Source organism: Pseudomonas sp. R1-15 (assembly GCF_051132085.1).
Taxonomy (GTDB): Bacteria; Pseudomonadota; Gammaproteobacteria; order Pseudomonadales; family Pseudomonadaceae; genus Aquipseudomonas.
On the sequence record NZ_CP071660.1, the window covers coordinates 5496373 to 5521924 of the forward strand.

General features: G+C 61.7%; 23 protein-coding genes. 11 read left to right on the plus strand and 12 right to left on the minus strand.

Annotated elements, in window-relative coordinates; genetic code table 11:
• Positions 1 to 127 precede the first annotated feature (127 nt).
• The 6 genes from pqqA (at position 128) to J3P97_RS24915 (ending at position 5329) form a co-directional block, all read left to right on the plus strand.
• Positions 128 to 202 (plus strand): pyrroloquinoline quinone precursor peptide PqqA, encoded by a 75-nt coding sequence (gene pqqA, locus J3P97_RS24890; RefSeq protein WP_003177660.1) that lies wholly within the window; start codon positions 128 to 130, stop codon positions 200 to 202.
• Between the two features lie 79 nt (positions 203 to 281).
• Positions 282 to 1193, plus strand: a complete 912-nt coding sequence (pqqB, locus tag J3P97_RS24895; RefSeq protein ID WP_434672962.1) for a pyrroloquinoline quinone biosynthesis protein PqqB — start codon at positions 282 to 284, stop codon at positions 1191 to 1193.
• A gap of 196 nt (positions 1194 to 1389) precedes the next feature.
• The gene (gene pqqC, locus J3P97_RS24900) at positions 1390 to 2142 is read left to right on the plus strand and encodes a pyrroloquinoline-quinone synthase PqqC (protein ID WP_434672963.1); all 753 of its coding nucleotides are present in this window, start codon (positions 1390 to 1392) and stop codon (positions 2140 to 2142) included.
• Positions 2139 to 2414, plus strand: coding sequence for a pyrroloquinoline quinone biosynthesis peptide chaperone PqqD (gene pqqD / locus J3P97_RS24905; RefSeq protein ID WP_434672964.1), 276 nt, complete (start codon positions 2139 to 2141; stop codon positions 2412 to 2414). Before pqqC ends, pqqD begins: the two co-directional genes overlap by 4 nt.
• Positions 2407 to 3537, plus strand: coding sequence for a pyrroloquinoline quinone biosynthesis protein PqqE (gene pqqE / locus J3P97_RS24910; protein WP_434672965.1), 1131 nt, complete (start codon positions 2407 to 2409; stop codon positions 3535 to 3537). The genes pqqD and pqqE overlap by 8 nt, the downstream gene beginning before the upstream one ends.
• Entirely contained in the window at positions 3503 to 5329 is a 1827-nt protein-coding gene (locus J3P97_RS24915) for an alpha/beta hydrolase family protein (RefSeq protein ID WP_434672966.1), read from the plus strand. Before pqqE ends, J3P97_RS24915 begins: the two co-directional genes overlap by 35 nt.
• Before the next feature lie 125 nt (positions 5330 to 5454).
• Here the strand turns inward: J3P97_RS24915 and J3P97_RS24920 are convergent, their stop codons facing one another.
• The 11 genes from J3P97_RS24920 to bioB form a co-directional block, all read right to left on the minus strand.
• Positions 5455 to 5613, minus strand: coding sequence for a YqaE/Pmp3 family membrane protein (locus J3P97_RS24920; protein ID WP_038436734.1), 159 nt, complete (start codon positions 5611 to 5613; stop codon positions 5455 to 5457).
• Positions 5614 to 5952: 339 nt separating this feature from the next.
• Complete coding sequence (locus J3P97_RS24925; protein ID WP_434672967.1) at positions 5953 to 7731, minus strand: acyl-CoA dehydrogenase C-terminal domain-containing protein; 1779 nt, start codon at positions 7729 to 7731, stop codon at positions 5953 to 5955.
• A 252-nt stretch (positions 7732 to 7983) separates the two neighbouring features.
• The gene (locus J3P97_RS24930; protein WP_434672968.1) at positions 7984 to 9780 is read right to left on the minus strand and encodes an acyl-CoA dehydrogenase C-terminal domain-containing protein; all 1797 of its coding nucleotides are present in this window, start codon (positions 9778 to 9780) and stop codon (positions 7984 to 7986) included.
• Between the two features lie 91 nt (positions 9781 to 9871).
• Complete coding sequence (locus J3P97_RS24935) at positions 9872 to 11161, minus strand: GGDEF domain-containing protein (RefSeq protein ID WP_305498358.1); 1290 nt, start codon at positions 11159 to 11161, stop codon at positions 9872 to 9874.
• A gap of 393 nt (positions 11162 to 11554) precedes the next feature.
• Positions 11555 to 13360, minus strand: a complete 1806-nt coding sequence (locus J3P97_RS24940; protein ID WP_434571371.1) for a phenylacyl-CoA dehydrogenase — start codon at positions 13358 to 13360, stop codon at positions 11555 to 11557.
• A 278-nt stretch (positions 13361 to 13638) separates the two neighbouring features.
• On the minus strand, positions 13639 to 13935 hold the full coding sequence (locus J3P97_RS24945) for a pyrroloquinoline quinone biosynthesis protein PqqE (protein ID WP_305498355.1): 297 nt from the start codon (positions 13933 to 13935) through the stop codon (positions 13639 to 13641).
• A 118-nt stretch (positions 13936 to 14053) separates the two neighbouring features.
• The gene (gene bioD / locus J3P97_RS24950; protein ID WP_434571368.1) at positions 14054 to 14734 is read right to left on the minus strand and encodes a dethiobiotin synthase; all 681 of its coding nucleotides are present in this window, start codon (positions 14732 to 14734) and stop codon (positions 14054 to 14056) included.
• Positions 14731 to 15543 (minus strand): malonyl-ACP O-methyltransferase BioC, encoded by an 813-nt coding sequence (gene bioC, locus J3P97_RS24955; RefSeq protein WP_434672969.1) that lies wholly within the window; start codon positions 15541 to 15543, stop codon positions 14731 to 14733. The genes bioD and bioC overlap by 4 nt, the downstream gene beginning before the upstream one ends.
• Positions 15536 to 16267 carry an alpha/beta fold hydrolase gene (locus J3P97_RS24960; RefSeq protein ID WP_434672970.1) on the minus strand — a complete coding sequence of 244 codons (732 nt, stop codon included), beginning with the start codon at positions 16265 to 16267 and terminating at the stop codon, positions 15536 to 15538. The genes bioC and J3P97_RS24960 overlap by 8 nt, the downstream gene beginning before the upstream one ends.
• On the minus strand, positions 16260 to 17438 hold the full coding sequence (bioF, locus tag J3P97_RS24965; protein ID WP_434672971.1) for an 8-amino-7-oxononanoate synthase: 1179 nt from the start codon (positions 17436 to 17438) through the stop codon (positions 16260 to 16262). The genes J3P97_RS24960 and bioF overlap by 8 nt, the downstream gene beginning before the upstream one ends.
• Before the next feature lie 96 nt (positions 17439 to 17534).
• The gene (bioB, locus tag J3P97_RS24970; RefSeq protein WP_039590691.1) at positions 17535 to 18590 is read right to left on the minus strand and encodes a biotin synthase BioB; all 1056 of its coding nucleotides are present in this window, start codon (positions 18588 to 18590) and stop codon (positions 17535 to 17537) included.
• A gap of 90 nt (positions 18591 to 18680) precedes the next feature.
• On the opposite strand from bioB, the gene J3P97_RS24975 reads away from it, so the two are divergent.
• The 5 genes from J3P97_RS24975 to rarD all read left to right on the plus strand — a co-directional run bounded on the left by J3P97_RS24975 (position 18681) and on the right by rarD (position 24464).
• Positions 18681 to 19421, plus strand: a complete 741-nt coding sequence (locus J3P97_RS24975; protein ID WP_434672972.1) for a ComF family protein — start codon at positions 18681 to 18683, stop codon at positions 19419 to 19421.
• Positions 19422 to 19476: 55 nt separating this feature from the next.
• Positions 19477 to 20241, plus strand: coding sequence for a TOBE domain-containing protein (locus J3P97_RS24980; protein WP_434672973.1), 765 nt, complete (start codon positions 19477 to 19479; stop codon positions 20239 to 20241).
• 67 nt (positions 20242 to 20308) lie between these two features.
• Positions 20309 to 22210 carry a PhoX family protein gene (locus tag J3P97_RS24985; protein ID WP_434672974.1) on the plus strand — a complete coding sequence of 634 codons (1902 nt, stop codon included), beginning with the start codon at positions 20309 to 20311 and terminating at the stop codon, positions 22208 to 22210.
• 169 nt (positions 22211 to 22379) lie between these two features.
• Positions 22380 to 23354, plus strand: a complete 975-nt coding sequence (locus J3P97_RS24990) for a serine/threonine protein kinase (protein WP_434602036.1) — start codon at positions 22380 to 22382, stop codon at positions 23352 to 23354.
• Positions 23355 to 23576: 222 nt separating this feature from the next.
• Positions 23577 to 24464, plus strand: a complete 888-nt coding sequence (rarD, locus tag J3P97_RS24995) for an EamA family transporter RarD (RefSeq protein ID WP_434602037.1) — start codon at positions 23577 to 23579, stop codon at positions 24462 to 24464.
• A gap of 217 nt (positions 24465 to 24681) precedes the next feature.
• Here rarD and J3P97_RS25000 read toward each other — a convergent pair whose 3' ends face one another.
• Positions 24682 to 25200, minus strand: coding sequence for a glycine cleavage system protein R (locus J3P97_RS25000; RefSeq protein ID WP_434672975.1), 519 nt, complete (start codon positions 25198 to 25200; stop codon positions 24682 to 24684).
• Between the last annotated feature and the right edge of the window lie 352 nt (positions 25201 to 25552).

A 25552-nucleotide genomic window follows, 5' to 3' on the forward strand; every position in this document is an offset into this window, starting at 1 on the left:
GAGAATCGCAGCGAACCAAATTGTCAGATTTAGTAACATAGTCACCTGAGCATCTGAACATCTCCGGACGGAGGTGGACTATATGTATAGCTTTAAACCGATCCACCCCAACCAAAGGAGTATTTCCATGTCCTGGTCCAAACCCGCATATATCGACCTGCGTATCGGCTTCGAAGTCACCATGTACTTCGCCAGCCGTTGATGATTGCAGGCAGTTAGTACGCGACACAACGCCTCGGCCATCCGGGGCGTTTTTATTTCGGTTTGCAGATGGAGCGAGCATGTTCGTCCAGATTCTAGGTTCCGCCGCCGGCGGGGGCTTTCCCCAGTGGAACTGCAACTGCGCCAATTGCGCGGGTTTTCGCGACGGCAGTCTCCGAGCGCAGGCGCGCACCCAGTCGTCCATTGCAATTTCCGATGATGGCGTGAGCTGGGTCCTGTGCAACGCCTCGCCGGACATCCGCGCGCAACTCCAGGGTTTCGCCCCGATGCAGCCTGGCCGGGCGCTACGGGACACTGGCATCGGCGCGATCATCCTGATGGACAGCCAGATCGATCACACCACCGGCTTGCTCAGCCTGCGCGAAGGCTGCCCGCATCAGGTCTGGTGCACCGACATGGTCCATGAAGACCTGAGCACCGGTTTCCCGCTGTTCAACATGTTGACCCACTGGAACGGCGGCCTGAGCTGGAACCGCATCGAGCTGGACCAGAGCTTCACCGTCCCGGCCTGCTCGAACCTGCGCTTCACCCCGCTGCCGCTGCGCAGCGCCGCGCCGCCCTATTCACCGCACCGCTTCGATCCGCATCCGGGTGACAACATCGGGCTGATCGTTGAAGACCTGCGCAGCGGCGGCAAACTGTTCTATGCGCCGGGCCTGGGCAAGGTCGACGAACCGTTGCTGCAGATCATGGCCGACAGCGACTGCCTGCTGGTGGACGGCACGATGTGGGACGACGACGAAATGCAACGCCGAGGCGTCGGCACTCGCACCGGTCGGGAAATGGGCCACCTGGCGCAGAATGGCCCTGGCGGCATGCTGGAGGTGCTGGAGCAATTGCCCGAACAGCGCAAGGTGCTTATCCATATCAACAACACCAACCCGATCCTGGACGAAGACTCGCCCGAGCGGGCCGAGCTGGTGCGACGCAGGATTGAAGTGGCCTATGACGGGATGAGTATTGAACTGTAGGAAGGTCTGATAACCGGGAGCGATCCAATGCTTGTATTGGCTGACAGGCCGTCTTCGCGAGCAAGCTCGCTCCCACAGTGGCCTGAGTGGTATCGGATATCTGATCCGCAGCAAAACCAGTGTGGGAGCGAGCTTGCTCGCGATAGGGCCAGCCCCGACGCCACGGAACCCAACGGTTATTCTCCGGAGAACCGAAATGACTGACACCCCCCTGCCCATCGCCGAGTTCGAGGCGGCCCTGCGTGCCAAAGGCGCGTACTACCACATTCATCATCCCTATCACGTGGCGATGTATGAAGGCCGTGCCACGCGCGAGCAGATCCAGGGCTGGGTCGCGAACCGCTTCTACTACCAAGTGAATATTCCGCTCAAGGACGCCGCGATCCTGGCCAACTGCCCGGACCGGGAAATCCGTCGCGAGTGGATCCAGCGCCTGCTCGACCATGACGGCGCCCCCGGCGAAGACGGCGGCATCGAAGCCTGGCTGCGACTGGGCCAGGCAGTGGGCCTGGACCCCGATCAGCTGCGCTCACAGGAGTTGGTGCTGCCCGGCGTACGCTTCGCCGTGGATGCCTACGTCAACTTCGCCCGCCGGGCCTCCTGGCAGGAAGCCGCCAGCAGCTCATTGACCGAACTGTTCGCCCCGCAGATCCACCAGTCGCGCCTGGACAGCTGGCCGCAGCACTACCCCTGGATCGACCCGGCCGGCTATGAATATTTCCGCACCCGCCTGGGCCAGGCTCGGCGTGATGTGGAGCATGGTCTCGCGATCACCTTGCAGCACTACACCACCCGCGCAGGCCAGCAGCGCATGCTGGAAATTCTCCAGTTCAAATTGGACATTCTCTGGAGCATGCTCGACGCCATGAGCATGGCTTACGAACTAAAACGCCCGCCCTATCACAGCGTGACCGATCAACGGGTGTGGCATAAAGGGATTACCTTATGAGCTTCGACCGCAGCAAAACCCCTCATTGGCGTCCCGGCTATCGCTTCCAATACGAACCGGCCCAGAAAGGCCATGTGCTGCTTTATCCTGAAGGCATGATCAAGCTCAACGACAGCGCTTCGCTGATCGGCGGCCTGATCGATGGTGAACGGGATGTCGCGGCGATCATCGGCGAGCTGGAGAAGCAATTCCCGGACGTGCCGGAACTCGGTGACGACATCGAGCAATTCATGGAGGTCGCCCGTGCACAGCACTGGATCACCCTTGCCTGAGAAGCCCGCCGTCGGCTTGCCGCTGTGGCTGCTGGCCGAGCTGACCTATCGCTGCCCGTTGCAATGCCCGTACTGCTCCAACCCGCTGGACTTTGCCGAGCAAGGCAAGGAGCTGAGCACCGAGCAGTGGTTCAAGGTCTTTCGCGAGGCCCGGGAAATGGGCGCCGCGCAACTGGGCTTTTCCGGTGGCGAGCCGTTGGTGCGCCAGGACCTCGCCGAGCTGATCGGCGAGGCGCGCAAGCTAGGCTTCTACACCAATCTGATCACCTCGGGCATCGGCTTGACCGAACAGAAAATCAGCGATTTCAAGAAGGCCGGCCTCGACCACATCCAGATCAGTTTCCAGGCCAGCGACGAGCAGGTGAACAATCTGCTGGCCGGTTCGAAAAAAGCTTTCGCGCAAAAACTGGAGATGGCCCGAGCGGTGAAAGCCCATGGTTATCCGATGGTGCTGAACTTCGTCACCCATCGGCACAACATCGACAAGATCGACCGCATCATCGAGCTGTGCATCGCCCTGGAGGCGGACTTTGTCGAACTTGCCACGTGCCAGTTCTATGGCTGGGCACACCTCAACCGCGTCGGCCTGCTGCCCACGCGGGAACAACTGGTGCGTGCCGAGCGCATCACCAATGAATACCGGGCCAAGCTCGAGGCCGAAGGTAACCCGTGCAAGTTGATCTTCGTGACCCCGGATTACTACGAAGAGCGTCCCAAGGCCTGCATGAACGGCTGGGGCAGCATCTTCCTGACCGTTACCCCGGATGGCACGGCATTGCCTTGCCATGGCGCCCGGCAGATGCCGGTGCAGTTCCCGAATGTGCGTGACCACAGCATGCAACACATCTGGTACGACTCGTTCGGCTTCAACCGTTTCCGGGGTTATGACTGGATGCCCGAGCCCTGCCGCTCGTGCGATGAAAAAGAAAAGGACTTTGGCGGCTGTCGTTGCCAGGCGTTCATGCTCACCGGTGACGCCAGCAATGCCGATCCGGTGTGCAGCAAATCCGCGCACCACGGGATGATTCTCCAGGCTCGCGAAGACGCCGAGCATGCCACGCAAACCATTGAACAACTGGCCTTTCGCAATGAACGAAACTCGCGCCTCATCGTTAAAGGCTGAACCTTTCAGCGCCGCCCAGGCCGTCGCGGCAGGCGTCGACTTTGCCGAGCTGCAACTCGGCCCCCAGGGTCTTTTCTGGAACGAATACCGCCCCGAAGATGGCGCTTGCCGGATCTGGCATTGGCGAGACGGCAAGGCGCGTTGCCTGACCCCGGACGGTTTCAGTGTGCGCAGCCGGGTGTATGAATACGGCGGCGGGTCGTTCTGCCTGAGCGACGACGGCGTACTGTTCGTCAACGAAAGCGACCAACAGCTGTATCACCAATCGCTGGGCGACCAGTGTCCGGTAGCGCTGACCGCGGGCGATTGTCGATACGGCGATCTGCACTTCGCCACAGGGCACGTGCTGGCCGTGGAGGAACAGGCCGATCAGCATCGATTGGTATCGATCGGGCTGGCGGATCACCAACGCCGTGTATTGGCCGAAGGCGCGGACTTCTATGCCGCGCCGATCTTGAGCCCCGACGGAAAACGTCTCGCCTGGATTGAATGGAGTCGCCCCCACCAGCCATGGACAGCGACGCGGCTGATGCTCGCCGAGCGCAACGATTCAACCTGGGCAGCGCCATGCTGCGTGGCGGGCGATGATGGCGAAGAATCCATCCAGCAACCTCGCTTCGATGCTCGCAATCGCCTGTATTGCCTGACCGACCGAGACGGTTACTGGCAGCCCTGGAGTGAACGGGCCGGCGTCCTGAAGCCAATGGACGCCGCCGAAGCCGATCACGCCCCGGCGCCTTGGCAACTGGGCGGGTGTACATGGTTGCCGGTGGATGAAAGCACTTATCTGGCAAGCTGGACCGAGGCCGGCTTCGGGCGGTTGGGGCTGCGCAGCGGCGGCGTGCTCGAAGATTTCACCGGCACTTACAGCCGCTTCCGCAGCCTCGCGCTGGATGAGCAATTCATCTATGCCATTACCGCCTCGCCAGCCAGCCCCTCGGCGGTCATTGCGATCGAGCGGCGCAGTCATGAAGCGCTGGTGCTGACCGGAGGCATCGCGCCGTTGCCTCCCGAGCAAATCAGCCGCCCCCGGACTCTGCGCTATCCCTCTGCGTCCAGCGAAGCCCACGGTTTTTTTTATCCAGCCATGAACACCGACGCGAAACCGCCGCTGGTGGTGTTCATCCACGGCGGGCCCACTTCGGCTTGCTACCCGATGTTCGACCCGCGCATCCAGTATTGGACCCAGCGCGGCTTCGCCGTTGCCGACCTCAACTACCGTGGCAGCAGCGGCTATGGCCGCGCCTATCGGCAAGCGCTGCATTTGAGTTGGGGCGTGGTGGATGTCGAGGATGCCTGCGCCGTGGTTGCTTACCTGGATGAGCAAGGCTTGGTCGATGGCCGCTGCGCCTTCATCCGTGGCGGCAGCGCGGGAGGCTATACCAGCCTCTGCGGCCTGGCGTTCCGGGACGTGTTCCGCGCTGGCGCCAGCCTCTACGGCGTCAGTGATCCCGTTGCCCTGGCCCGCGCTACGCACAAATTCGAAGGTGACTATCTGGACTGGCTGATCGGCGACCCGCAACTGGACGCCGAACGCTACCGGGCCCGCACCCCGTTACTGCATGCCGAGAGGATTCGCGCGCCGGTGATTTTTTTCCAAGGTGAACTGGACGCCGTGGTCGTGCCTCAGCAGACCCGCCACATGGTCAAGGCGCTGGAAGACAACGGTGTTGCGGTCGAGGCTCATTACTACCCTGATGAGCGCCATGGCTTTCGCAAGGCCGCGAACCAGGCACATGCGCTGGAGCATGAGTGGTTGTTCTATCGCAGGGTGATGGATGGACTCGCATAGCAGCAATGCAAACCAATGTGGGAGCGAGCCTGCTCGCGATAACCATGGTTCAGTCAACATCTCGCTGACTGATACACCGCTTTCGCGAGCAGGCTCGCTCCCACAGGGATGTTGTGACGGGTGAATCAGCGTTTGGCGATGATGTACACCGCATGCACGATGCCGGGGATATAACCCAACAGCGTCAGCAGAATGTTCAGCCAGAAAGCCCCGCCGAACCCGACTTGCAGGAACACACCCAGCGGTGGCAACAGAATGGCGATGATGATTCGAATGATATCCATGGACAGCTCCTGATGGTCGATGGCCACATTGCCATATAGCTCATGGACAGCTGACCGCTCGTCAGGGTTCAGTGCGCGTCCAAAGAGGCGGGCCGCAGGGAGAAGATACGCAGGCAAAAAACGCGGGCAAAAGAAAACCCCGCCGAAGCGGGGCTTTGCAGACTGTTTCCCTGACATCCATTTCACTCCGCCTTCCTGGCAGAATCCTACGTGTCCGTGTTGTAACTTTGCGCGTCCTGCGCTACGTCCATGGAAGCTAGATTAGCCGTGGATCCAATCGGCCGATAGAGGGAAATCGCCAGCACGTCATGTAAGCATTTTCCTACATGACGTCTTCCATCAGAACTGGCCGGGTTCCAGCAGGAACAGCGACTCGCTGCCCGCCCTTACCGAAGCGCTCAAGGAATGGATTCGTGGCAACAGGCGGGCGAAATAGAAACGTGCCGTGCCCAGTTTGCTCGCGTAGAAATCGTCCTGCTTTTCCTTGCCCAGGGCCGCCCGGGCCATGAGCGCCCACATGTAGGCATATGCGGTGTAGCCGAACGCCTGCAGGTACTCCACCGAAGCCGCGCCAATTTCATGGGGATTGTTTTTCGCCCGGTCCAGCAGCCACTCGGTCAGCTCGTCCAGCGTGCCGACGGCATCGTTCAACGGCTGGGTGAACTCTGCCAGGTCGCTGCCAGCGGTATCGGTGAAATGACGAATCTCGTCGGCGAACAGTTTGTAGAACGCCCCGCCGTTGCCGACGATCTTGCGCCCCACCAGGTCCAGTGCCTGGATGCCGTTGGTGCCTTCGTATATCTGGGTGATGCGCACGTCGCGCACCAGCTGCTCCTGGCCCCATTCTCGAATGTAGCCGTGGCCGCCGAAAACCTGCTGGCCGTGAATGGTGGTTTCCAGGCCCAAGTCGGTCAGGAATGCCTTGGCAACCGGCGTCAGCAAGGCCACCAAGTCTTCGGCGCGCTTGCGAGTCGTCGGGTCTTCGCTGAACTTGGCGGTGTCCAGTTGCATCGCCACGTAGGTGGAGAACGCCCGGCCACCTTCGTTCGACGCTTTCATGGTCAGCAACATCCGGCGCACATCCGGGTGGACGATGATCGGGTCGGCGATCTTGTCCTTGTTCTGCGCGCCGGTTGGCGAACGGCTTTGCAGGCGATCACGGGCGTACTCGACAGCGTTCTGGTACGAACGCTCGCCGGAGGCCAAGCCTTGGATTCCGACGCCCAGGCGTTCGTAATTCATCATGGTGAACATCGCCGCCAGGCCTTTGTTCGGCTCGCCGACCAGGTAACCCACTGCTTCGTCGAAGTTCATCACGCAGGTGGCGGACGCCTGGATGCCCATCTTGTGTTCGATCGAACCGCAGTTGGCCGCGTTGCGTGCGCCCAGGCTGCCGTCGGCGTTGACCATGAATTTCGGCACCAGGAACAGCGAAATGCCTTTCGGGCCCGCCGGTGCGTCGGGGAGCTTCGCCAGCACCAGGTGAATGATGTTTTCGGTGAGGTCGTGTTCGCCACCGGTAATGAAAATCTTCGTGCCGCTGACCTTGTAGGTGCCGTCAGCCTGGGGCTCAGCCTTGGTCCGGATAATCCCCAGGTCGGTGCCGGCATGGGGTTCGGTCAGGCACATGGAGCCGGCCCAGACGCCGGCGTACATGTTTGGCAGGTACGCGGCTTTCAATTCCTCACTGGCGTGGGCGTTGATCGACAGGCAGGCTCCTGCGGTAAGCATCGGGTACAGACCGAAGGACAGGCTGGCGGAGTTGACCATTTCCTCGACCTGGGCCGAAACCGCCTTGGGCATGCCCATGCCACCGTACGTTGGATCACCGCCGACACCGACCCAACCGCCTTCAGCGAAGGTCCTGTAGGCTTCAGGGAAACCCGCCGGGGTGGTCACGGCGCCGTCAGCCCAGTGGCAGCCCTCCTCGTCAGCTGCACGGCTGAGGGGCGCGATGCTTTTACCGGTGACCTTGCCCGCCTCTTCGAGGATCGCTTCGACGGTTTCAGCGTCTACGGTTTCGGCCAACGCCGGCAGTTGAGCCCAGAGTTTCGCGACCTCGAATACTTCATTGAGGACGAAGCGCATATCGCGCAGGGGCGCTTTGTAGTCAGCCATGGCAAACCTCGCAGGATCTAAACAATTGGTTCGTAGGAAAGCGTTCTCGCAATGGCCCAGAGTGTACCTCAACAACTTTTGAGACGCATAGGGTCAACCTGTGACTGTTTTGTTATTTTTAGTCAACCTCGAAGCTCTGTTTTTCCGTGGCGAGGGAGCTTGCTCCCGCTTGAGTGCGCAGCGCTCACTAGAGGGCTGCTGCGCACCCCAGCGGGAGCGAGCTCCCTCGCCACTGAGAAATGTTTCAGCCTGTCAAAGCGCAAACAACTCCGCCGGCAACCTCATCAGGCAATCGCTCCCTGCCTCTATTGCAGCCCGATGGGCGGCCGTACGCGGCAGCAGGCGCTTGAAGTAAAACTCGCACGTCGCCAGCTTGGCCCGGCAGAAATCGCTGTCTCCAGTGCCGCTGTCGAGTTGCGCCTGGGCCACCAACGCCATGCGCAACCACAGATAGGCCAGAATGATATAGCCGCTGTACATCAGGTAATCCACCGAAGCGGCGCCCACCTCATCCGGATTTTTCATGGCGGCCATGCCGACCTGCGTCGTCAGTTCGCCCCATTGCTGGTTGAGCCCGTCCAGTTGCGCAATGAAAGCCTGGAGCTGCGGATGCCCGGCATTGGCAGCGCAGAATTTGTGAACGATTCTGGTGAAACCGCGCAGCAACTTGCCCTGGCTACCCAGCACTTTGCGCCCCAGCAGGTCCAGGGCCTGGATGCCGTTGGTGCCTTCATAGATCGGCGCGATCCGGCAATCACGCACCAGCTGCTCCATGCCCCACTCACGAATGAAGCCATGACCGCCAAAGACCTGCATGCCGTGGTTGGTCACTTCCAGCCCGGTGTCGGTCATGAAGGCTTTGCAGATCGGGGTGAGGAAGGCCAGCAGGTCTTCGGCTTCCTGGCGGGCGCTTTCGTCGCGGCTCAAATGCGCGGTGTCGAGCAGTTGCGCGGTGAAATAGGTCAGCGCCCGGTTGCCTTCGTTGAAGGCTTTCATGGTCAGCAGCATCCGACGTACGTCGGGATGGACGATGATCGGGTCGGCGACTTTTTCCGGCGCCTTCGGGCCGGTCAAAGAGCGCATCTGCAGGCGATCGTTGGCGTATTTGACCGCGCCCTGGAAGCTCGCTTCGCCGAGGCAGAGGCCCTGCATGCCGGTGCCGAGGCGGGCATGGTTCATCATGGTGAACATGCAGTTGAGGCCCTTGTTCGGTTCACCGATCAGGAAACCCTTGGCCCCATCGAAGTTCAGCACGCACGTGGCCGACGCCTTGATGCCCATCTTGTGCTCGATCGAACCGCAGGAAACACCATTGCGCTCACCGGCCTCGCCCGCTGCATCGGGCAGGAACTTGGGCACGATGAACAACGAGATGCCTTTGGTCCCGGCGGGAGCATCCGGCAATTTGGCGAGCACCAAGTGAATGATGTTGTCGCTCATGTCGTGCTCGCCGGCACTGATGAAGATTTTGCTGCCGGTCACCGCGTAGCTACCATCCGCCTGAGGCACGGCGCGGGTCTTGATGATGCCCAGGTCAGTGCCGCAGTGGGCTTCGGTCAGGCACATGGTGCCGGTCCACTGGCCGGCGGTGAGCTTGTTGAGGTAGGTCTGTTTCTGCTGTTCGGTGCCGTGAGCGTGGATGGCCGACATGGCGCCGTGGGTCAGGCCGGGGTACATGCCCCAGGAGGTATTGCTCGACCCGATCATCTCGCTGATCACCAGCCCCAGCGAGCTGGGCAGGCCTTGGCCACCATAAGCCGGATCCGCTGCCAGGCCGTGCCAGCCGCCTTCCACATACTGCGCGAAAGCTTGCTTGAAGCCCGTAGGTGTAGTGACCACGCCGTTATCGAAATGGCAGCCCTCTTCGTCACCCGGACGATTAAGCGGAGCCAGCACGTTCTCACAGAATCGGGCACCTTCTTCGAGGATGGCGCTGACCATGTCCGGACTGGCGTCGCTGGCCCCCAACTCGGCATAGCGACCGTGGAAATCAAAGACGTTGTCGATCAGGAAACGCATATCGCGCAGCGGGGCTTTGTACTCGGGCATGGTGGTTTTCTCCGGTAGCAGATCATCCCAACCTACTGCCGGCCGCCAAGGCCCACAATCAATCTCCAGACGCTGAATGCGCCGTCATCACTCAACCCGCGGCGGCCTCCATGCGCACTGCGCCGCGACGATTCTGGCCGAAGGCAATCACACAATTGCGCCCTGCCCCCTTGGCGTTGTAGAGCGCCTGGTCGGCGGACTTGAGCACTTCCTCGGGCGTGCGCTGGTCCACGCGTTCGGCCACGCCGATGCTGACGGTCACCGATACGCTGGTGGCGCCGCTGCCGGAGCGACGTTGGCGCCCTTGCTGGTCGTCCTGGGGGCGATTGTCGGGATTACGCAGTTGAATGGCGTACGTCTCGATGGACTGGCGGATGACTTCCAGATGAGGCATGCATTCATCAATGGTCTTGCCGGCAAACACCAGAGCAAACTCCTCGCCGCCGTAACGATAAGCCCTGCCGCCGCCACCGATTTTCGACAGCTTGCTGGCCACCAGGCGCAGCACCTGATCGCCGACATCGTGACCGTGGGTGTCGTTGAATTTCTTGAAGTGATCCACGTCGCTCATCGCCAGCACGTAGTTGCGACCCAGGCGCTGCATGCGTTCATTCAGCGCCCGGCGCCCCGGCAGGCCGGTGAGCTCATCGCGGAAGGCCATCTGGTAGGCCTCGTGAGCAACCGCGGCGGCGATCATCAGCATCACCTGGCTGCACATGATGTTCAGGGTGAACGGCAAGATGAACGTCTTCGGCAGCATCCAGAACAACCCGACCAACCCCACCAACTGCGCCGCATGCAAGGGCCGCGGGTTACGCCAGTATTGCCAGGCCAGCAGCACGAACGCAGCGGCAAACACCGGGTATGACAATTGGATCAGGCTCATCCAGGCACCATGCAGCGCCGGCCAACGTATTTCCGAAAGCCACAGCAGCAGGGCCTGGGGAAAGCTTTGCTCCAGGGCCAGGGCCACGCCACCAAAGGCCAGCAGCACCGCGAAACGCGCCACCATGTCCTGGAACAGATGCGTGCGCTCCTGCCATGCCGCGAACAGCCCGAACAACAGCGGCAGCAGAAGGCAGACCAGATGGAAAACCACCGCCGCGTCTTCGCGCACCTTGCCGTTATCGCGATAGAAGTCGGTCTGGGTATCCAGCAGGAAATAAGCGATGTACACCGTGACCATCAGAAACAGTTCGCGCTGACGTCGGTAAACGGAGCAGTACGCCCCGCCCAACAACAACACCAGCGTAGGAAGCACGTTGAACAATGATGTGAAGAAGACGTTCAGGTCCTTGACGTAGGCAGCCGCGAGCCCCGCCAGTAAAAGCACTGTCGATGGTAGGAAATGGCTGAAGCGCATTACGGAAAGACGCGGCAAGGGTAAAGCTCCGACCCGGCTGATCAAAGATGGCATTGTGCCTGCAACTGGAGCAGTAAGGCACGCGAGAGGTGACAGATGTCACACTGCCGTCGCTGTAACGGCAGGGCAGGAAGTTTTCTTAGGGTCCGGTTCGATGAATATTGTTTCAGGATCGCCATGGTTCCCCTGTGGCGAGGGAGCTTGCTCCCGCTCGGCTGCGAAGCAGTCGTAAACCGGCGGGCGCGGTGTGTCGGATGCTCCGTATTCGGCAGGTTTGGGGGCCGCTTCGCAGCCCAGCGGGAGCAAGCTCCCTCGCCACGGGTTTGTCGATGGCCTGACTGGGGTTATGACAAACATGAAAAAGCCGCTGCTCCCGAAGAAGCAGCGGCTTTTTGAAGAAACGCTTAAGGCTTAGTAGCCCAGCGCGAAGTCTTCTTCTTTCATGTCCATAAGATTGTTGGCGCCCGACAACATGGTCGCCACGTGGGTGCGGGTGCGCGGCAGGATGCGCTGGAAGTAGAAGCGCGCGGTTTGCAGCTTGGCGGTGTAGAACGCTTCTTCGGTCGTGCCGGCCGCCAGTTTTTCCGCAGCCAGGCGCGCCATGTCGGCCCAGAAGTAAGCCAGGCAGGCGTAACCGGAGTACATCAGGTAGTCCACCGAGGCCGCGCCGACTTCTTCGCGATCCTTCATGGCGGCCATGCCGACCTTCATGGTCAGTTCGCCCCATTCCTTGTTCAGTGCAGCCAACGGCTCGACGAATTCCTTGACGGCTTCGTTGCCTTCGTTGCCCTGGCAGAACTTGTGGACGATCTTGGTGAAGCCCTTGAGCGCCTCGCCCTGGGTCATCAACACTTTACGGCCCAGCAGGTCGAGCGCCTGGATGCCGGTGGTGCCTTCGTACAGCATCGAGATGCGGCTGTCGCGCACGTTCTGCTCCATGCCCCACTCGGCGATGAAGCCGTGGCCGCCGTAGATCTGCACGCCGTGGTTGGCCGATTCGAAGCCGACTTCGGTCATGAACGCCTTGGCGATCGGGGTCATGAACGCCAGCAGGGCGTCAGCCTTCTTCTTCTCTTCTTCATCCACGCCGTACTTGACGATGTCGACCTGCTTGGCGGTGAAGTACACCATCGCCCGGTTGCCCTCGGCGAAGGCTTTCATGGTCAGCAACATGCGACGCACGTCTGGGTGCACGATGATCGGGTCGGCGGCCTTGTCCGGTGCTTTCGGGCCGGTCAGGGAACGCATCTGCAGGCGGTCGCGAGCGTACTTCAGGCCACCCTGGAAACCGATTTCGGCGTGGGCCAGGCCTTGCAGCGCAGTACCCAGGCGAGCGGTGTTCATGAAGGTGAACATGCAGTTCAGGCCTTTGTTCGCCGGGCCGATCAGGAAACCGGTGGCCGCGTCGAAGTTCATCACGCAGGTGGCGTTGCCGTGGATGCCCATCTTGTGTTCCAGGGAGCCACAGCTGACTGCGTTGCGCTGGCCGATGGAGCCGTCGGCCTCAGGCAGGAATTTCGGAACGATGAACAGCGAGATACCTTTGGTGCCAGCCGGTGCGTCCGGCAGGCGCGCCAGCACGATGTGGACGATGTTGTCGGCCATGTCGTGTTCGCCGGCCGAGATGAAGATCTTGGTGCCGGTCACTTTGTAGGAGCCGTCGGCCTGAGGTTCGGCCTTGGTGCGCAACATGCCCAGGTCGGTGCCGCAGTGCGGTTCGGTCAGGCACATGGTGCCGGTCCATTCGCCGGATACCAGCTTGGTCAGGTAAGCCTCTTGCTGCTCGGGGGTACCGTGCTCGGAAATGGTGTTCATCGCGCCATGGGACAGGCCCGGGTACATGCCCCACGACCAGTTGGCTTCGCCGACCATCTCGCTGACTGCCAGGCCCAGGGATTCCGGCAGGCCTTGGCCACCGTGCGCCACGTCATGGGCCAGGCTCGGCCAGCCGCCTTCGACAAATTGCTTGTAGGCTTCCTTGAAGCCGGTCGGGGTTTTCACGCCGGACTCGCTCCAGGTGCAACCTTCGAGATCACCCACGCGGTTCAGCGGCGCCAGCACCTGCTCACAGAACTTGGCGCCTTCTTCGAGGATGGCGTCAACCATGTCCGGAGTTGCCTCCTGGCACGCTGGAAGGCTCTGATAATGCGCTTCGTAGCCGAGCAGTTCGTCACGAACGAAGCGAATATCACGCAAGGGGGCCTTGTAGTCAGGCATAGCGATAAACCTCTGCTGATGTAACCGGGAATGAACGACCGCGTGGATTTGTTATAGCGATCAAACAGCTGTTTGAAACATACGTTTACGCCCATACCTTGTCAAGCGGCGATCTTTTGCCGTTCGTCATCGTCCCTGCAGGAAATTTCGGCCGCGAAAAATCCATCGCCAAGCAGAGGCACGGCTCGCGCAGTGAAAGATTAGTTGAGGAAGAAAGAGTTAGAGACGAAAACGCCGCGAATGGATCGCGGCGTTTTTACTACATCTGTACGGCAGAGTCAGGCGAACGTATCGATCAACGTTCCGAGCATTTCGTCGGAAGCCTTGGCAACGTTCACCCCCAGTTGCACCTGGAACTTGCCTTGGGCCATTTCGACCATGTTGCTGGTCAGGTCCGATTGCTGACTGCGATCCACCGAACGCAGGCGATCCACCTGAACGTCGGAGGACTGGCTGGTGACCGAGCGCTCGATCGTGTTGTTGGCAATCTGGCTAGAGGCCTGATCAACGCGGTACTGCCCTGTCTGAATCGTGCTCAGACCGGCATAGAACGCGGTGTTTCCTGAGATTTCCATGGCAGGGAGGGTCTTCTTGAAGGGTCGACACGGGCATTGAACCAGATGCCTTGGGAAAAGGCTCGACAAAAACACTAATGGCACAGTGCCGCGTCATAGCCAAAACCTTGGTTCGAGGTCAGTCCAGCAGATCCAGTTGCAGATGTTCGGCCACCGCCTCGGCCGTCACGTCCTTGATTCGCGCGACTCTGCCCAGGCAGGGCGCCGGCAGCCGTTCGGCGAGGGTCGCGAGGTTTTCTTCCATGCGCGACGTTGCCGGATCGATGATGTTTGCTACCCAGCCGGCCAGTGGCAAGCCGTCCCGGGCGATAGCCTCGGCGGTCAGCAACGCGTGGCTGATGCAGCCCAGGCGTACCCCCACCACCAGGATCACCGGCAGGCCCAACGCTATCGCAAGATCGGAAAGATTGTCTTGCCCGGCCAGCGGCACACGCCAGCCGCCCGCGCCTTCGATCAAGGTGAAATCCGCATCCAGAGCCAGCACCTCGCGCATCGGCCCGAGCAAGGATTGCACGGTCAATGCCACGCCAGCTTCCCGGGCGGCCAGGTGAGGTGCGATCGCCGGTTCGAATGCCACCGGATTGACCTGTGCATAAGTCAATGGCACCGAACATTCGGCCAACAGGGCCAAGGCATCGGCGTTGCGCAGGCCCTTGGGCGTCACTGCGCAACCAGAGGCTACGGGCTTGCCCGCGGCGGTGCTCATGCCGGCCCGCCTGGCCGCGTGCAGCAGCCCCGCCGCAACGGTGGTCTTGCCCACGTCCGTGTCGGTGCCGGTGATGAAATAAGCCTGGCTCATAGCGGTTTCTCCAGCACGGCGTAGACCACCTGGTAAGTGGCCGGCAGGCCCTGGGCCTGGCGATACTTTTCATAGGCCTGGACCAGCGCGAAAATTCTCGCCCTGCCCGTCAACCCACCGGGACGACCAGGATTCAGATTGTGCGCACCCAATGCTTTCAATTCGTGGGTCAGGGCACGTACATCGGGATAATGCAGAACATGCGGGCGATTCTCCAGGCTGACGACGCGCAACCCGCTGGCGTCGGCCAGCTGTCTATAGGTATCGAATGCGCGGAAACGGTTGACGTGTACCAGGCCATCCACTTCACGCCAGCTGTCACGCAACTCGTATAACGTGCCGACACACAGGCTGGTGAAGGCAAACATCCCACCGGGTTTCAGAACACGATAGGACTCGCTCAATACCGAGGCAAAATCGCCACACCATTGCACCGCGAGGCTGGAATACACCAGGTCACAGCTGGCCGACTGCAACGGCAGCCGCTCGGCATCACCGGCGATGAAATGCGCGGCGCCGCCTTGAGGACGGGCGCGGTTGAGCATGCCTTCGGCGATATCCAGCGCAACACCCGACCCTTCACCGAACCGCGCACCAAGGGCGCGGGTGAAATAACCGGTGCCACACCCCATGTCCAACCAGCGTCCCGGCATAAACGAGACGGGCAGCCGCGACAGTAATTGCTGTCCGACGTCGCGCTGCAGTTCAGCGACGCTGTCATAGCTGGCCGCCGCCCGGGAGAACGAGGCCGCGACCTGACGTTTGTCGGGCAAGGCGCCCGGCAACTTCACAATAGATAAATCAGTCATCACCGGACTCATGCAGGAAAGCCTGGATCGCCCCCGCCACGCCGTGGGGGTCCTCCAGTGGGAATCCGTGGCCAGCCTGTTCAATCAGACCGATTTCGACATCTGGCAGCATCGCCAGCAGTTCTCCCGCAGCCTCGGCAGGCACCAGCGCGTCGAGCCCGGCAAACAGATGCAATTGCGGGCCTCGAAAACCCTGCAAGGCACCCCCCGTGTCCAGTCGCGCCAACAGTTCGAGCCCGGCCATCAATACCTCAGGCGAGGTGTTCGGCGCGCCGGCCAGCAGCAATCGCGACAACCCGCGCGGGTCGCCACAGCCTTGCGCACACAGCAAGCTGAAGCGTTTGAGGGTCTGGCGCGGATCGGCGGCGCATCCGGCGAGAAATCCATCGAAAGTGTCAGCGGGCATCGCGCTCGGCCAATGCTGGTGGGCCACAAAAGACACGTTGCTCGCCAGGGTCAGCAGGCCACAGCAACGCTCGCCCCGACGTGCCGCCAGTTCCGCGGCCAGCATCCCGCCCAGGGACCAGCCGCCCAGCCAGGCATCCTGGGGCAACGTGGCATCCAGTTCATCGAGCCATTCACCGAGGTCGCTCGACACCAGTGCAGGCAATGGCTCGATTTCCACTTGCAAGTGCTCATCGAGCCCTTGCAGGGCCGCCGCCAGCGGTTCGAGGGGCGAAACGCCCAAGCCCCAGCCGGGCAGCAATATCAGTCGATCACGCATGGCTTGGCTCCGCTCCCAGTTGCGCAAAACAATCGGCCAGTGCATTCAACAATAATTGTACCTGGGCTTCGCTGTGGGCAGCGGTCAACGTCACACGCAGCCGAGCGCTGCCGGCCGGCACGGTGGGTGGGCGGATCGCGGTGACCATCAGCCCGCGCTCGCGCAGCATCTGCGACAGCCGCATCGCCCGTCCCGCGTCGCCGATCAGGATGGGCTGGATCGGCGTGAAGCTGTCCATCAATTGCAAGCCGATCTGCTCGGCACCGTGGCGGAACTGGCGGATCAGCAATTGCAGATGCTCACGCCGCCAATGCTCCCTGCGCAGCAACTCAAGGCTCTTGAGCGTGGCGCAGGCCAACGCCGGTGGCTGGCTGGTGGTGTAGATGTAGGGGCGCGCGAACTGGATCAGGCTCTCGATCAATTCTTCGCTGCCGGCAACAAATGCCCCGGCGGTGCCGAACGCCTTGCCCAGCGTCCCTACCAGGACCGGTACGTCTTCCTGGCTCAGGCCGAAATGCTCGACGACACCGCCGCCGGTGGCACCCAGCGTGCCGAAGCCATGGGCATCGTCGACCATGAGCCAGGCGCCCTTGGCCCGTGCTGCGCGGGCAAGAGCCGGCAGGTCGGCGATGTCGCCGTCCATGCTGAACACGCCGTCAGTGACCACCAGGGTATTGCCGATGGCTTTTTCCAGGCGGGTCGCCAGGCTTTGGGCATCGTTGTGCAAGTAACGGCTGAAACGAGCACCGGACAACAGCCCGGCGTCGAGCAACGACGCGTGGTTGAGCCGGTCCTGCAACACCGTGTCGCCCTGTCCGACCAGCGCCGTGACGGCACCAAGGTTGGCCATGTAGCCGGTAGTGAATAACAGTGCCCGGGGCCGGCCGGTCAAGTCGGCCAGCGCCTCTTCCACGGCGTGATGAGGGCCGCTGTGGCCGATCACCAGATGCGACGCACCGCCACCGACGCCCCAACGCGACGCGCCGGCACGCCAGGCCTCGATCACCTGCGGGTGATTGGCCAGGCCCAGGTAGTCGTTGTTGCAGAACGCCAGCAAGGGCTGGCCATCCACCACCACTTGCGGGCCTTGGGGGCTTTCAAGCAGCGGACGCTGGCGATAGAGGTTTTCGGCACGACGGGCAGCCAGGCGTGCGGCAAGATCGAAGGGCATGCAGGCCTCAACTGTTTAAAGACTGGCCAAAGACCCCGGTGGGAGCGAGCCGGCTCCCACAGCGTCTTGCATTCCAGTCAGGGAATCGGTGAGCAATCAAACAGCTGCGTTATAGAACTGCTCGCTGCTCTTCTGCTCCACCAGCGCCTGCTCGATGGCCGCCTGATGCACTTCATCGGCATGCTCTTCGCGAGCTTCCGGCTGGATGCCCAAGCGCGCAAATAGTTGCATGTCCTTGTCGGCCTGCGGGTTGGCGGTGGTCAGCAATTTGTCACCGTAGAAAATCGAATTGGCGCCAGCGAAGAACGCCAAGGCCTGCATCTGCTCGTTCATGGCTTCGCGGCCAGCAGACAAGCGCACATGGGATTTCGGCATGAGGATGCGCGCCACGGCGAGCATGCGGATGAAATCGAACGGGTCGACGTCCTCGGCATTTTCCAGCGGCGTGCCGGCGACTTTCACCAGCATGTTGATCGGCACCGACTCTGGATGCTCCGGCAGGTTGGCCAGCTGGATCAGCAGGTTGGCGCGGTCGTCCAGGGACTCGCCCATGCCCAGGATCCCGCCGGAACAGATCTTCATCCCCGAATCCCGTACATACGCCAGGGTTTGCAGGCGCTCGCTGTAGGTGCGGGTGGTGATGATGCTGCCGTAGAACTCCGGCGAGGTGTCGAGGTTGTGGTTGTAATAATCCAGGCCGGCCTGGGCCAGCGCTTCGGTCTGCTCTTGGTCGAGACGCCCCAGGGTCATGCAGGTCTCCAGGCCCATGGCCTTGACCCCCTTGACCATCTCCAGCACGTAGGGCATGTCCTTGGCCGACGGATGTTTCCACGCCGCGCCCATGCAGAAACGGGTCGAACCGATGGCCTTGGCGCGCGCGGCCTCTTCAAGGACCTTCTGCACTTCCAGCAATTTCTCTTTTTCCAGCCCGGTGTTGTAGTGGCCGGACTGCGGACAATATTTGCAATCTTCCGGGCAGGCGCCGGTCTTGATCGACAGCAGGGTCGAAACCTGGACGCGGTTGGCGTCGAAGTGCGCGCGGTGCACGGTCTGCGCCTGGAAGAGCAGGTCATTGAATGGCTGGACAAAGAGTGCTTTGACTTCGGCCAAAGACCAGTCATGACGCAGGTTGGCAGTGGTGCTGGCGCTCATGGGCATTTCCTTGATTATGCTTGGCTGGCGCTTGAGGGACGCAATACCCACAGGCGCGACACGGATGTTCGGCATATTTAAGGAAGAGCCATGCGCTGTCAACCACGATACAAAGGCCCGGTTTACATCTGGTTAAAAAACAAACAACTTTGTCTATTGTGCGGCGAGTCCACCGACACCTTGCAACCCATCTGCACCCCTTGCGAGAGCGAACTGCCCTGGCTCGGCGAGCATTGCGCCGTTTGCGCCCTGCCGCTGCCCATGGCCGGGCTCCGTTGCGGCCAATGCGCCGCGCGGCCTCCGGCTTTCGAGCGGGTCCTGGCCCCATGGGCCTACGACTTTCCGGTGGACAGCCTGATTACCCGCTTCAAGCACCAGGCAAAATGGCCCCTCGGTCGACTACTTGGCGAGTTGCTGGCGCAATCGCTGCAGCACCATTTCGACGAAGACCTGGAGCGGCCCGATGCGCTGGTGCCAGTGCCGCTGGCGGCGGGGCGCTTGCGCCAGCGCGGCTTCAACCAGGCGACGCTGCTGGCCCGCTGGCTCAGCGCAGCGCTGCGGATCCCTTGCGAAGACGACCTGCTGTTGCGCGTCCAGGACACCCCGGCCCAACAGGTCCTGGATGCCCGGGCCCGGCGCCGGAACCTGCGCCAGGCCTTTGCCTTAGCACCCGGCGCGACGTTGGACAACCGTCACCTGGCGCTGGTCGATGATGTACTCACCACTGGCGCCACGGCCCAGGCACTGGCCCGGTTGCTGCTCGATGCCGGTGCCGCACGGGTCGATGTGTATTGCCTGGCGCGCACGCCGAAACCCGGTGATCCGGCTTGACGTGCAGTGGCCGAGGCGCCAACGTCCTGCATCCGTCCCGTACAGGGTTTGCACCATGTCATTGCCTACGCTGTTGAGCCAACATATCGTCCGCCGTCCACAACGCATCGCCCTGTTACAGCACATCGCCGAGCAGGGCTCCATCACGCGGGCCGCGAAAAGTGCCGGGCTGAGCTACAAGGCGGCCTGGGATGCGATCGATGAGTTGAACAACCTGGCGGACCGGCCATTGGTCGAGCGCAGCGTTGGCGGCAAGGGCGGCGGTGGCGCGAAACTGTCGGAAGAGGGCCTGCGCGTGCTGCGTCTTTATCAGCGTTTGCAGGCATTGCAGGCGCAGTTGCTTGAAGCGAGCGAGAACGCCGGTGACCTGGGCCTGCTCAGCCGCCTGATGTTGCGCACCAGCGCGCGCAACCAACTGCATGGCAAGGTCGTCGGCATCCAGGCCCAGGGCCACAACGACCGGATACACCTGGAACTGGCGCGCGGCTTGCTCATCGACGCGCAGATCACCCACGACAGCGCACTGCGCCTGGAGCTGGGCCTCGGTACCGAAGTGGTGGCCCTGATCAAGGCCGGCTGGCTGACGTTGTATCCACTCGACCAGCCGGACGATTGCTCGGCCAACAGTCTGCAAGGCGTGATCGAGCACATCGCGGTCGCTGCGGATGGCCCCAATGAAGTGCGCATCGGCTTGCCCAACGGCCAAACGTTGTGTGCCCTTGCAGACCCGCTTGAGCTGGTTGAACGAAACCTCGACGCCGGCTCACCGGTGCAAGTGCGTTTTTCCCCTGCAAATGTGCTGCTCGGCACACCGTTGTAGCGCGCTGAAACATAAACTTCATCGACCCGCTTTAAGGTGACTGCCAAAACCAGCAGGGAGCCTGATGATGAGCCTATTAGAAGAGAACCAATCCACCGACCTGGAAAAGATCGTCGGCCTGAGCCGTCGCCGCTTCATCGGCGCAGGCGCTCTGTGCGGCGCGGCGATGTTCCTGGGCGGCAACCTGCTGAGCCGCAGCGTCATGGCCGCCGCCGTGAGCGAAGGCAACAAAAGGTTGCTGGGCTTTGACAGCATTGCCGCCGCCACGACCGACACCATTACCTTGCCGCCAGGCTACAAAGCCTCGGTGCTGATCAGTTGGGGCCAGCCACTGCAAAAAAATGCCCCGGCATTCGACCCCAGCGGCAATGGCACCGCCCGCGCCCAGGAAATGCAGTTCGGTGACAACAACGACGGCATGAGCCTGTTCCCGTTTCCCGGCGAGGACAACCGGGCGCTGATGGCGATCAACAACGAATACACCAACTACCGCTACCTCTTCCCCCATGGCGGCCAGCCGCAGTCCGCCGAAGACGTACACAAGGCCCAGGCCAGCGAGGGCGTATCGGTCATCGAGATCCAGCGGCGCCGTGGCCAGTGGCAATTTGTCCAGGATTCGCGCTACAACCGCAGGATCCATGGCAACACGCCGATTCGCCTGGGCGGCCCGGCTGCCGGTCACGACCTGATGAAAACCAGCGCCGACAAAAGCGGCAAAAAAGCGCTGGGGACGTTCCAGAACTGCGCTAACGGCATGACGCCGTGGGGCACCTACCTGACCTGTGAAGAAAACTTCACCGACTGCTTCGGCAGCAGCAACGCCGATCTGAAGTTCGATGAGGCGCAAAAGCGCTACGGCGCTACCGTCACCAGCCGCGAAATCAACTGGCATCTGTACGATCCGCGTTTCGACCTGGCGAAAAACCCCAACGAGCTCAATCGTCACGGCTGGGTGGTTGAAATCGACCCGTTCGATCCGAAGTCCACGCCGGTAAAACGCACCGCCCTGGGCCGCTTCAAACACGAAAACGCCGCGCTGGCGAAAACCCATGACGGGCGCGCCGTTGTGTACATGGGCGACGACGAGCGTGGCGAGTTCATCTACAAGTTCGTCAGCCGCGATCGCATCGACCGCCGCAATCCCAAGGCCAACCGCGACCTGCTGGACCACGGCACGTTGTATGTGGCGCGCTTCGACGCCGGCGACGGCAACCCGGACCATCCGAAAGGCAAGGGCCAGTGGATCGAACTGACCCATGGCAAGAATGGCCTCGACGCCGGCAAGGGCTTCAACGACCAGGCTGAAGTATTGATTCATGCACGCCTGGCCGCCACTGCCGTTGACGCCACCCGCATGGACCGCCCGGAGTGGATCGTGGTGAGCCCGAAGGATGGCCAGGTCTATTGCACGCTGACCAACAACTCCAAGCGCGGCGAAGAAGGCCAACCGGTGGACGGGCCCAACCCTCGGGCCAAAAACGTCTACGGGCAGATTTTGCGCTGGCGCACCGACCGCGACGATCACGCCTCCAAGACCTTCGAGTGGGATCTGTTCGTGGTCGCCGGTAACCCGACGGTGCATGCCGGCACGCCCAAGGCCGGATCGTCCAACGTCAATGCCCAGAACATGTTCAACAGCCCCGACGGCCTGGGCTTCGACAAAGCCGGCCGGCTGTGGATCCAGACCGATGGCGACTCAAGCAACGCCGGGGATTTCGCCGGCATGGGCAACAACCAGATGCTCTGCGCCGACCCCAACAGCGGTGAGATCCGCCGCTTCATGGTCGGACCGGTGGGTTGTGAGGTCACCGGGATCAGCTTCGCGCCGGACTACAAGACCTTGTTCGTGGGCATCCAGCACCCTGGGGAAAACGGCGGTTCGACGTTCCCCGAGCACCTGCCCAATGGCAAGCCACGGTCGTCAGTGATGGTGATTACGCGCGAGGATGGCGGGATCATCGGCGGCTGATCGGGCCTCATCGCGAGCAGGCTCGCTCCCACAGTGGATCTGCGGTTGCCGTCGATCTCTGTGGGAGTGAGCCTGCTCGCGATCGCTTCAGCGCAGCCCCCTATCTGCCTCTGTCTGCGCTACCATGCCGGGTCGGACGCGGCAGCCCTGCCGCTGCGCAGGAGTCAGCATGTCCCATCCGTTTGAAACCCTTACGCCCGACCTGGTGCTCGATGCCGTTGAAAGCATCGGCTTTCTCAGCGACGCCCGCGTGCTGGCGCTCAACAGCTACGAAAACCGTGTCTATCAGGTCGGCATCGAAGACGCCGAGCCGCTGATCGCCAAGTTCTATCGCCCCCAGCGCTGGACCAACGAAGCGATCCTGGAAGAACACCGCTTTACCTTCGAGCTGGCCGACTGCGAAGTGCCGGTGGTGGCGCCGCTGATCCATAACGGTGCCAGCCTGCATGAGCACGCCGGGTTTCGTTTCACCCTGTTCCCCCGTCGCGGCGGGCGGGCGCCGGAGCCAGGCAATCTCGACCAGCTCTATCGTCTGGGCCAGTTGCTCGGAAGGCTTCACGCGATCGGCGCGACCCGGCCATTCGAGCATCGCGAAGCACTGGGCGTGAGGAACTTCGGCCATGACTCGCTGGAGACCGTGCTGCAAAGCGGCTTTGTCCCCCGTAGCCTGCTGCCGGCCTACGAATCAGTGGCCAGGGATCTGCTCAAGCGTGTCGAAGATGCCTACGCCGCCACGCCCCACCAGAACATCCGCATGCACGGCGATTGCCATCCCGGCAACATGATGTGCCGCGACGAGGTGTTCCATATCGTCGACCTCGACGATTGCCGCATGGGCCCGGCCGTGCAGGATCTGTGGATGATGCTCGCCGGGGATCGGCAGGAATGCCTAGGGCAGCTATCGGAATTGATGGACGGCTACCGGGAATTCCATGATTTCGACCCGCGCGAATTGGCCCTGATCGAACCGCTGCGCGCCCTGCGCCTGATGCACTACAGCGCCTGGCTGGCGCGCCGCTGGGATGACCCGGCGTTTCCGCGAAGCTTCCCCTGGTTCGGCAGCGAACGTTACTGGGGCGACCAGGTGTTGGCGCTGCGCGAGCAACTGGCGGCGCTTCAGGAAGAGCCGTTGAAGCTTTTTTGATGGGCGGGGCACCAACGGCCACTTGAAACTCATGTGGGAGCGAGCCTGCTCGCGAAAGCGATACGTCAGTCATATAAATGGCGAGTGTTTCACCGCCTTCGCGAGCAGGCTCGCTCCCACAGCGGACTTTTGCTCGGGTCAGTTCCTTGCAAGGTTCACAGCACAATCAGAAAAATCTACTTACAATCACTTCTTTGTTAGCTGCCTAAGCAAGGATTCTGCATGCAAGCCGCCAACCCGCGTCGCGGGTACATTCTGGGCCTGAGCGCCTATATCATCTGGGGCCTGTTCCCCATCTATTTCAAAGCCATCGCCAACGTTCCATCGGTGGAAATCATCATCCACCGGGTACTCTGGTCGGCGCTGTTCGGCGCGGCCCTGCTGATGGTCTGGAAACATCCGGGCTGGTGGCGCGAGCTGCGGGACAATCCGCGGCGCCTGGCGATCCTGGCCCTGAGCGGCACGCTGATCGCCGCCAACTGGCTGACCTACGTCTGGGCGGTGAATAACGGTCGCATGCTCGAAGCCAGCCTGGGCTATTACATCAATCCGCTGGTCAACGTGTTGCTGGGCATGTTGATCCTCGGCGAGCGGCTGCGCCGCATGCAATGGGTCGCGGTGGCGTTGGCAGCCATTGGCGTGGCGCAACAGGTCTGGCAGGTGGGCAGTCTGCCGTGGGTGTCGCTGATGCTGGCGCTGACGTTTGGTTTCTACGGGTTGATCCGCAAGCAGGCGCCGGTCAAGGCCTTGCCAGGGCTGGTGGTGGAAACCTGGATGCTGGTACCGATCGCTATCGCATGGCTGCTGTTCAACCCGGCCGCCACCAGCGCCCAGGCGGCTTTCTGGACGACTTCCGAAGCCTGGTGGCTGGTGGCGGCCGGTCCCGTGACGCTGGTACCTCTGGTCTGCTTCAACGCGGCGGCGCGGCACCTGCCCTACACCACGCTGGGTTTCTTGCAGTACATCGCGCCGACGCTCGTCCTGCTGCTCGCGGTGCTTCTGTTTGACGAACATTTGTCGTCCAGCACGCTGGTGGCGTTCCTGTTCATCTGGGCCGGTCTGGCGGTGTACAGCATCGACGCGGTGGTCAGCATGCGCCGGCGCACCTGATCAAAAAACCAACACATCTCTACAGGCCACGTCCGGCGTGGCCTGCGCTTATCCTTCCCAAGGTTATCCACAACGTGATCCCCGGCGTTTGTGCACAAGCCTTTGAAAACTGGTGGTTTTTTGATCATCACTGGCGGAGGCCCGGCAGGCCTGGGCTGGCGCCGGGTCTCTACAGGTTATCCACAGGCAGGCGCAGCTTTTCCTTGGATAACCTGCGTCAGCTTTCGTCGCCGAGTTTCAGCTCGACCATCAGTTCATCGGCCAGGGTTTCCAGGCGCTCCTGCAGGGTGTCCAGTGACAAGGTCAGGGGCACTCCGAGAATCGCCTCGGCATGGAATAACAATTCGCTGCTCATCGGCGCGGGTCGAACATGGGTAACCAGCCGCTCGACGTTCACCCCCTGCTCGCTCAACAGGCGCGTGATGTCGCGCACGATGCCGGGACGGTCATTGCCCACCAGTTCCATGGCGATGGGTTTCCAGGTGCAGGATTCTTCGATCGCATTCTCAGCAATCAGCACACGAATGCCATGGGCCGCCAGCCCATGCAAAGCCTCGATCAGTTCTTCATGAGATTCAGCCGGGGCGCTGAGGCGCAGGATCCCGGCGAATTGCCCGGCGAGGTGGGACATACGGCTTTCCAGCCAGTTGCCGCCGTGCTCGGCAATACACTCAGCGATGCGCTCGACCTGCCCGGGTTTGTCCGGGGCGAAAACGGTGATGACGAGATGGTCCATGGCGCAGCCCTTCTGTTGATGGAACGGACAGTATAGGCAAGGCGGAAAATCCACACGGTCGCGCTACCTTGCCACAGGTATATGTGTACGAATCGTGTACGAATCTTAGATTTATCTGGAACAATCCAACAGTTTTTTGAGAACATCCGGTTCCGCGCCGTGACTGTAGTGCTTTAGTCGGTCGCGGAACGACGGAATTAGTCTGATTTTCACAACCGTAACTGATCATGTAGTATGCCGCAGCGTGCACTACATAACCGCAATGCCTAATGTTGCACCGATGTCTGCCCAGGCCAGTCGCATCCCTGAAAGCCCCGTCAGCAAGGCTTAACCCAGCCGCCAGCAATGGCAT

Coding starts and splice junctions, on each gene's coding strand:
- J3P97_RS24990 (WP_434602036.1), top strand. CDS start 22,380: ATGTCCCATCCGTTTGAAACCCTTACGCCCGACCTGGTGCTCGATGCC.
- pqqC (WP_434672963.1), top strand. CDS start 1,390: ATGACTGACACCCCCCTGCCCATCGCCGAGTTCGAGGCGGCCCTGCGT.
- J3P97_RS24960 (WP_434672970.1), bottom strand. CDS start 16,267: ATGCGTGATCGACTGATATTGCTGCCCGGCTGGGGCTTGGGCGTTTCG.
- J3P97_RS25000 (WP_434672975.1), bottom strand. CDS start 25,200: ATGGACCATCTCGTCATCACCGTTTTCGCCCCGGACAAACCCGGGCAG.
- J3P97_RS24915 (WP_434672966.1), top strand. CDS start 3,503: ATGAACGAAACTCGCGCCTCATCGTTAAAGGCTGAACCTTTCAGCGCC.
- bioC (WP_434672969.1), bottom strand. CDS start 15,543: ATGACTGATTTATCTATTGTGAAGTTGCCGGGCGCCTTGCCCGACAAA.
- bioF (WP_434672971.1), bottom strand. CDS start 17,438: ATGCCCTTCGATCTTGCCGCACGCCTGGCTGCCCGTCGTGCCGAAAAC.
- J3P97_RS24975 (WP_434672972.1), top strand. CDS start 18,681: ATGCGCTGTCAACCACGATACAAAGGCCCGGTTTACATCTGGTTAAAA.
- rarD (WP_434602037.1), top strand. CDS start 23,577: ATGCAAGCCGCCAACCCGCGTCGCGGGTACATTCTGGGCCTGAGCGCC.
- J3P97_RS24930 (WP_434672968.1), bottom strand. CDS start 9,780: ATGCCCGAGTACAAAGCCCCGCTGCGCGATATGCGTTTCCTGATCGAC.
- J3P97_RS24940 (WP_434571371.1), bottom strand. CDS start 13,360: ATGCCTGACTACAAGGCCCCCTTGCGTGATATTCGCTTCGTTCGTGAC.
- J3P97_RS24925 (WP_434672967.1), bottom strand. CDS start 7,731: ATGGCTGACTACAAAGCGCCCCTGCGCGATATGCGCTTCGTCCTCAAT.
- J3P97_RS24985 (WP_434672974.1), top strand. CDS start 20,309: ATGAGCCTATTAGAAGAGAACCAATCCACCGACCTGGAAAAGATCGTC.
- pqqB (WP_434672962.1), top strand. CDS start 282: ATGTTCGTCCAGATTCTAGGTTCCGCCGCCGGCGGGGGCTTTCCCCAG.
- bioD (WP_434571368.1), bottom strand. CDS start 14,734: ATGAGCCAGGCTTATTTCATCACCGGCACCGACACGGACGTGGGCAAG.
- J3P97_RS24945 (WP_305498355.1), bottom strand. CDS start 13,935: ATGGAAATCTCAGGAAACACCGCGTTCTATGCCGGTCTGAGCACGATT.
- pqqD (WP_434672964.1), top strand. CDS start 2,139: ATGAGCTTCGACCGCAGCAAAACCCCTCATTGGCGTCCCGGCTATCGC.
- bioB (WP_039590691.1), bottom strand. CDS start 18,590: ATGAGCGCCAGCACCACTGCCAACCTGCGTCATGACTGGTCTTTGGCC.
- J3P97_RS24980 (WP_434672973.1), top strand. CDS start 19,477: ATGTCATTGCCTACGCTGTTGAGCCAACATATCGTCCGCCGTCCACAA.
- J3P97_RS24920 (WP_038436734.1), bottom strand. CDS start 5,613: ATGGATATCATTCGAATCATCATCGCCATTCTGTTGCCACCGCTGGGT.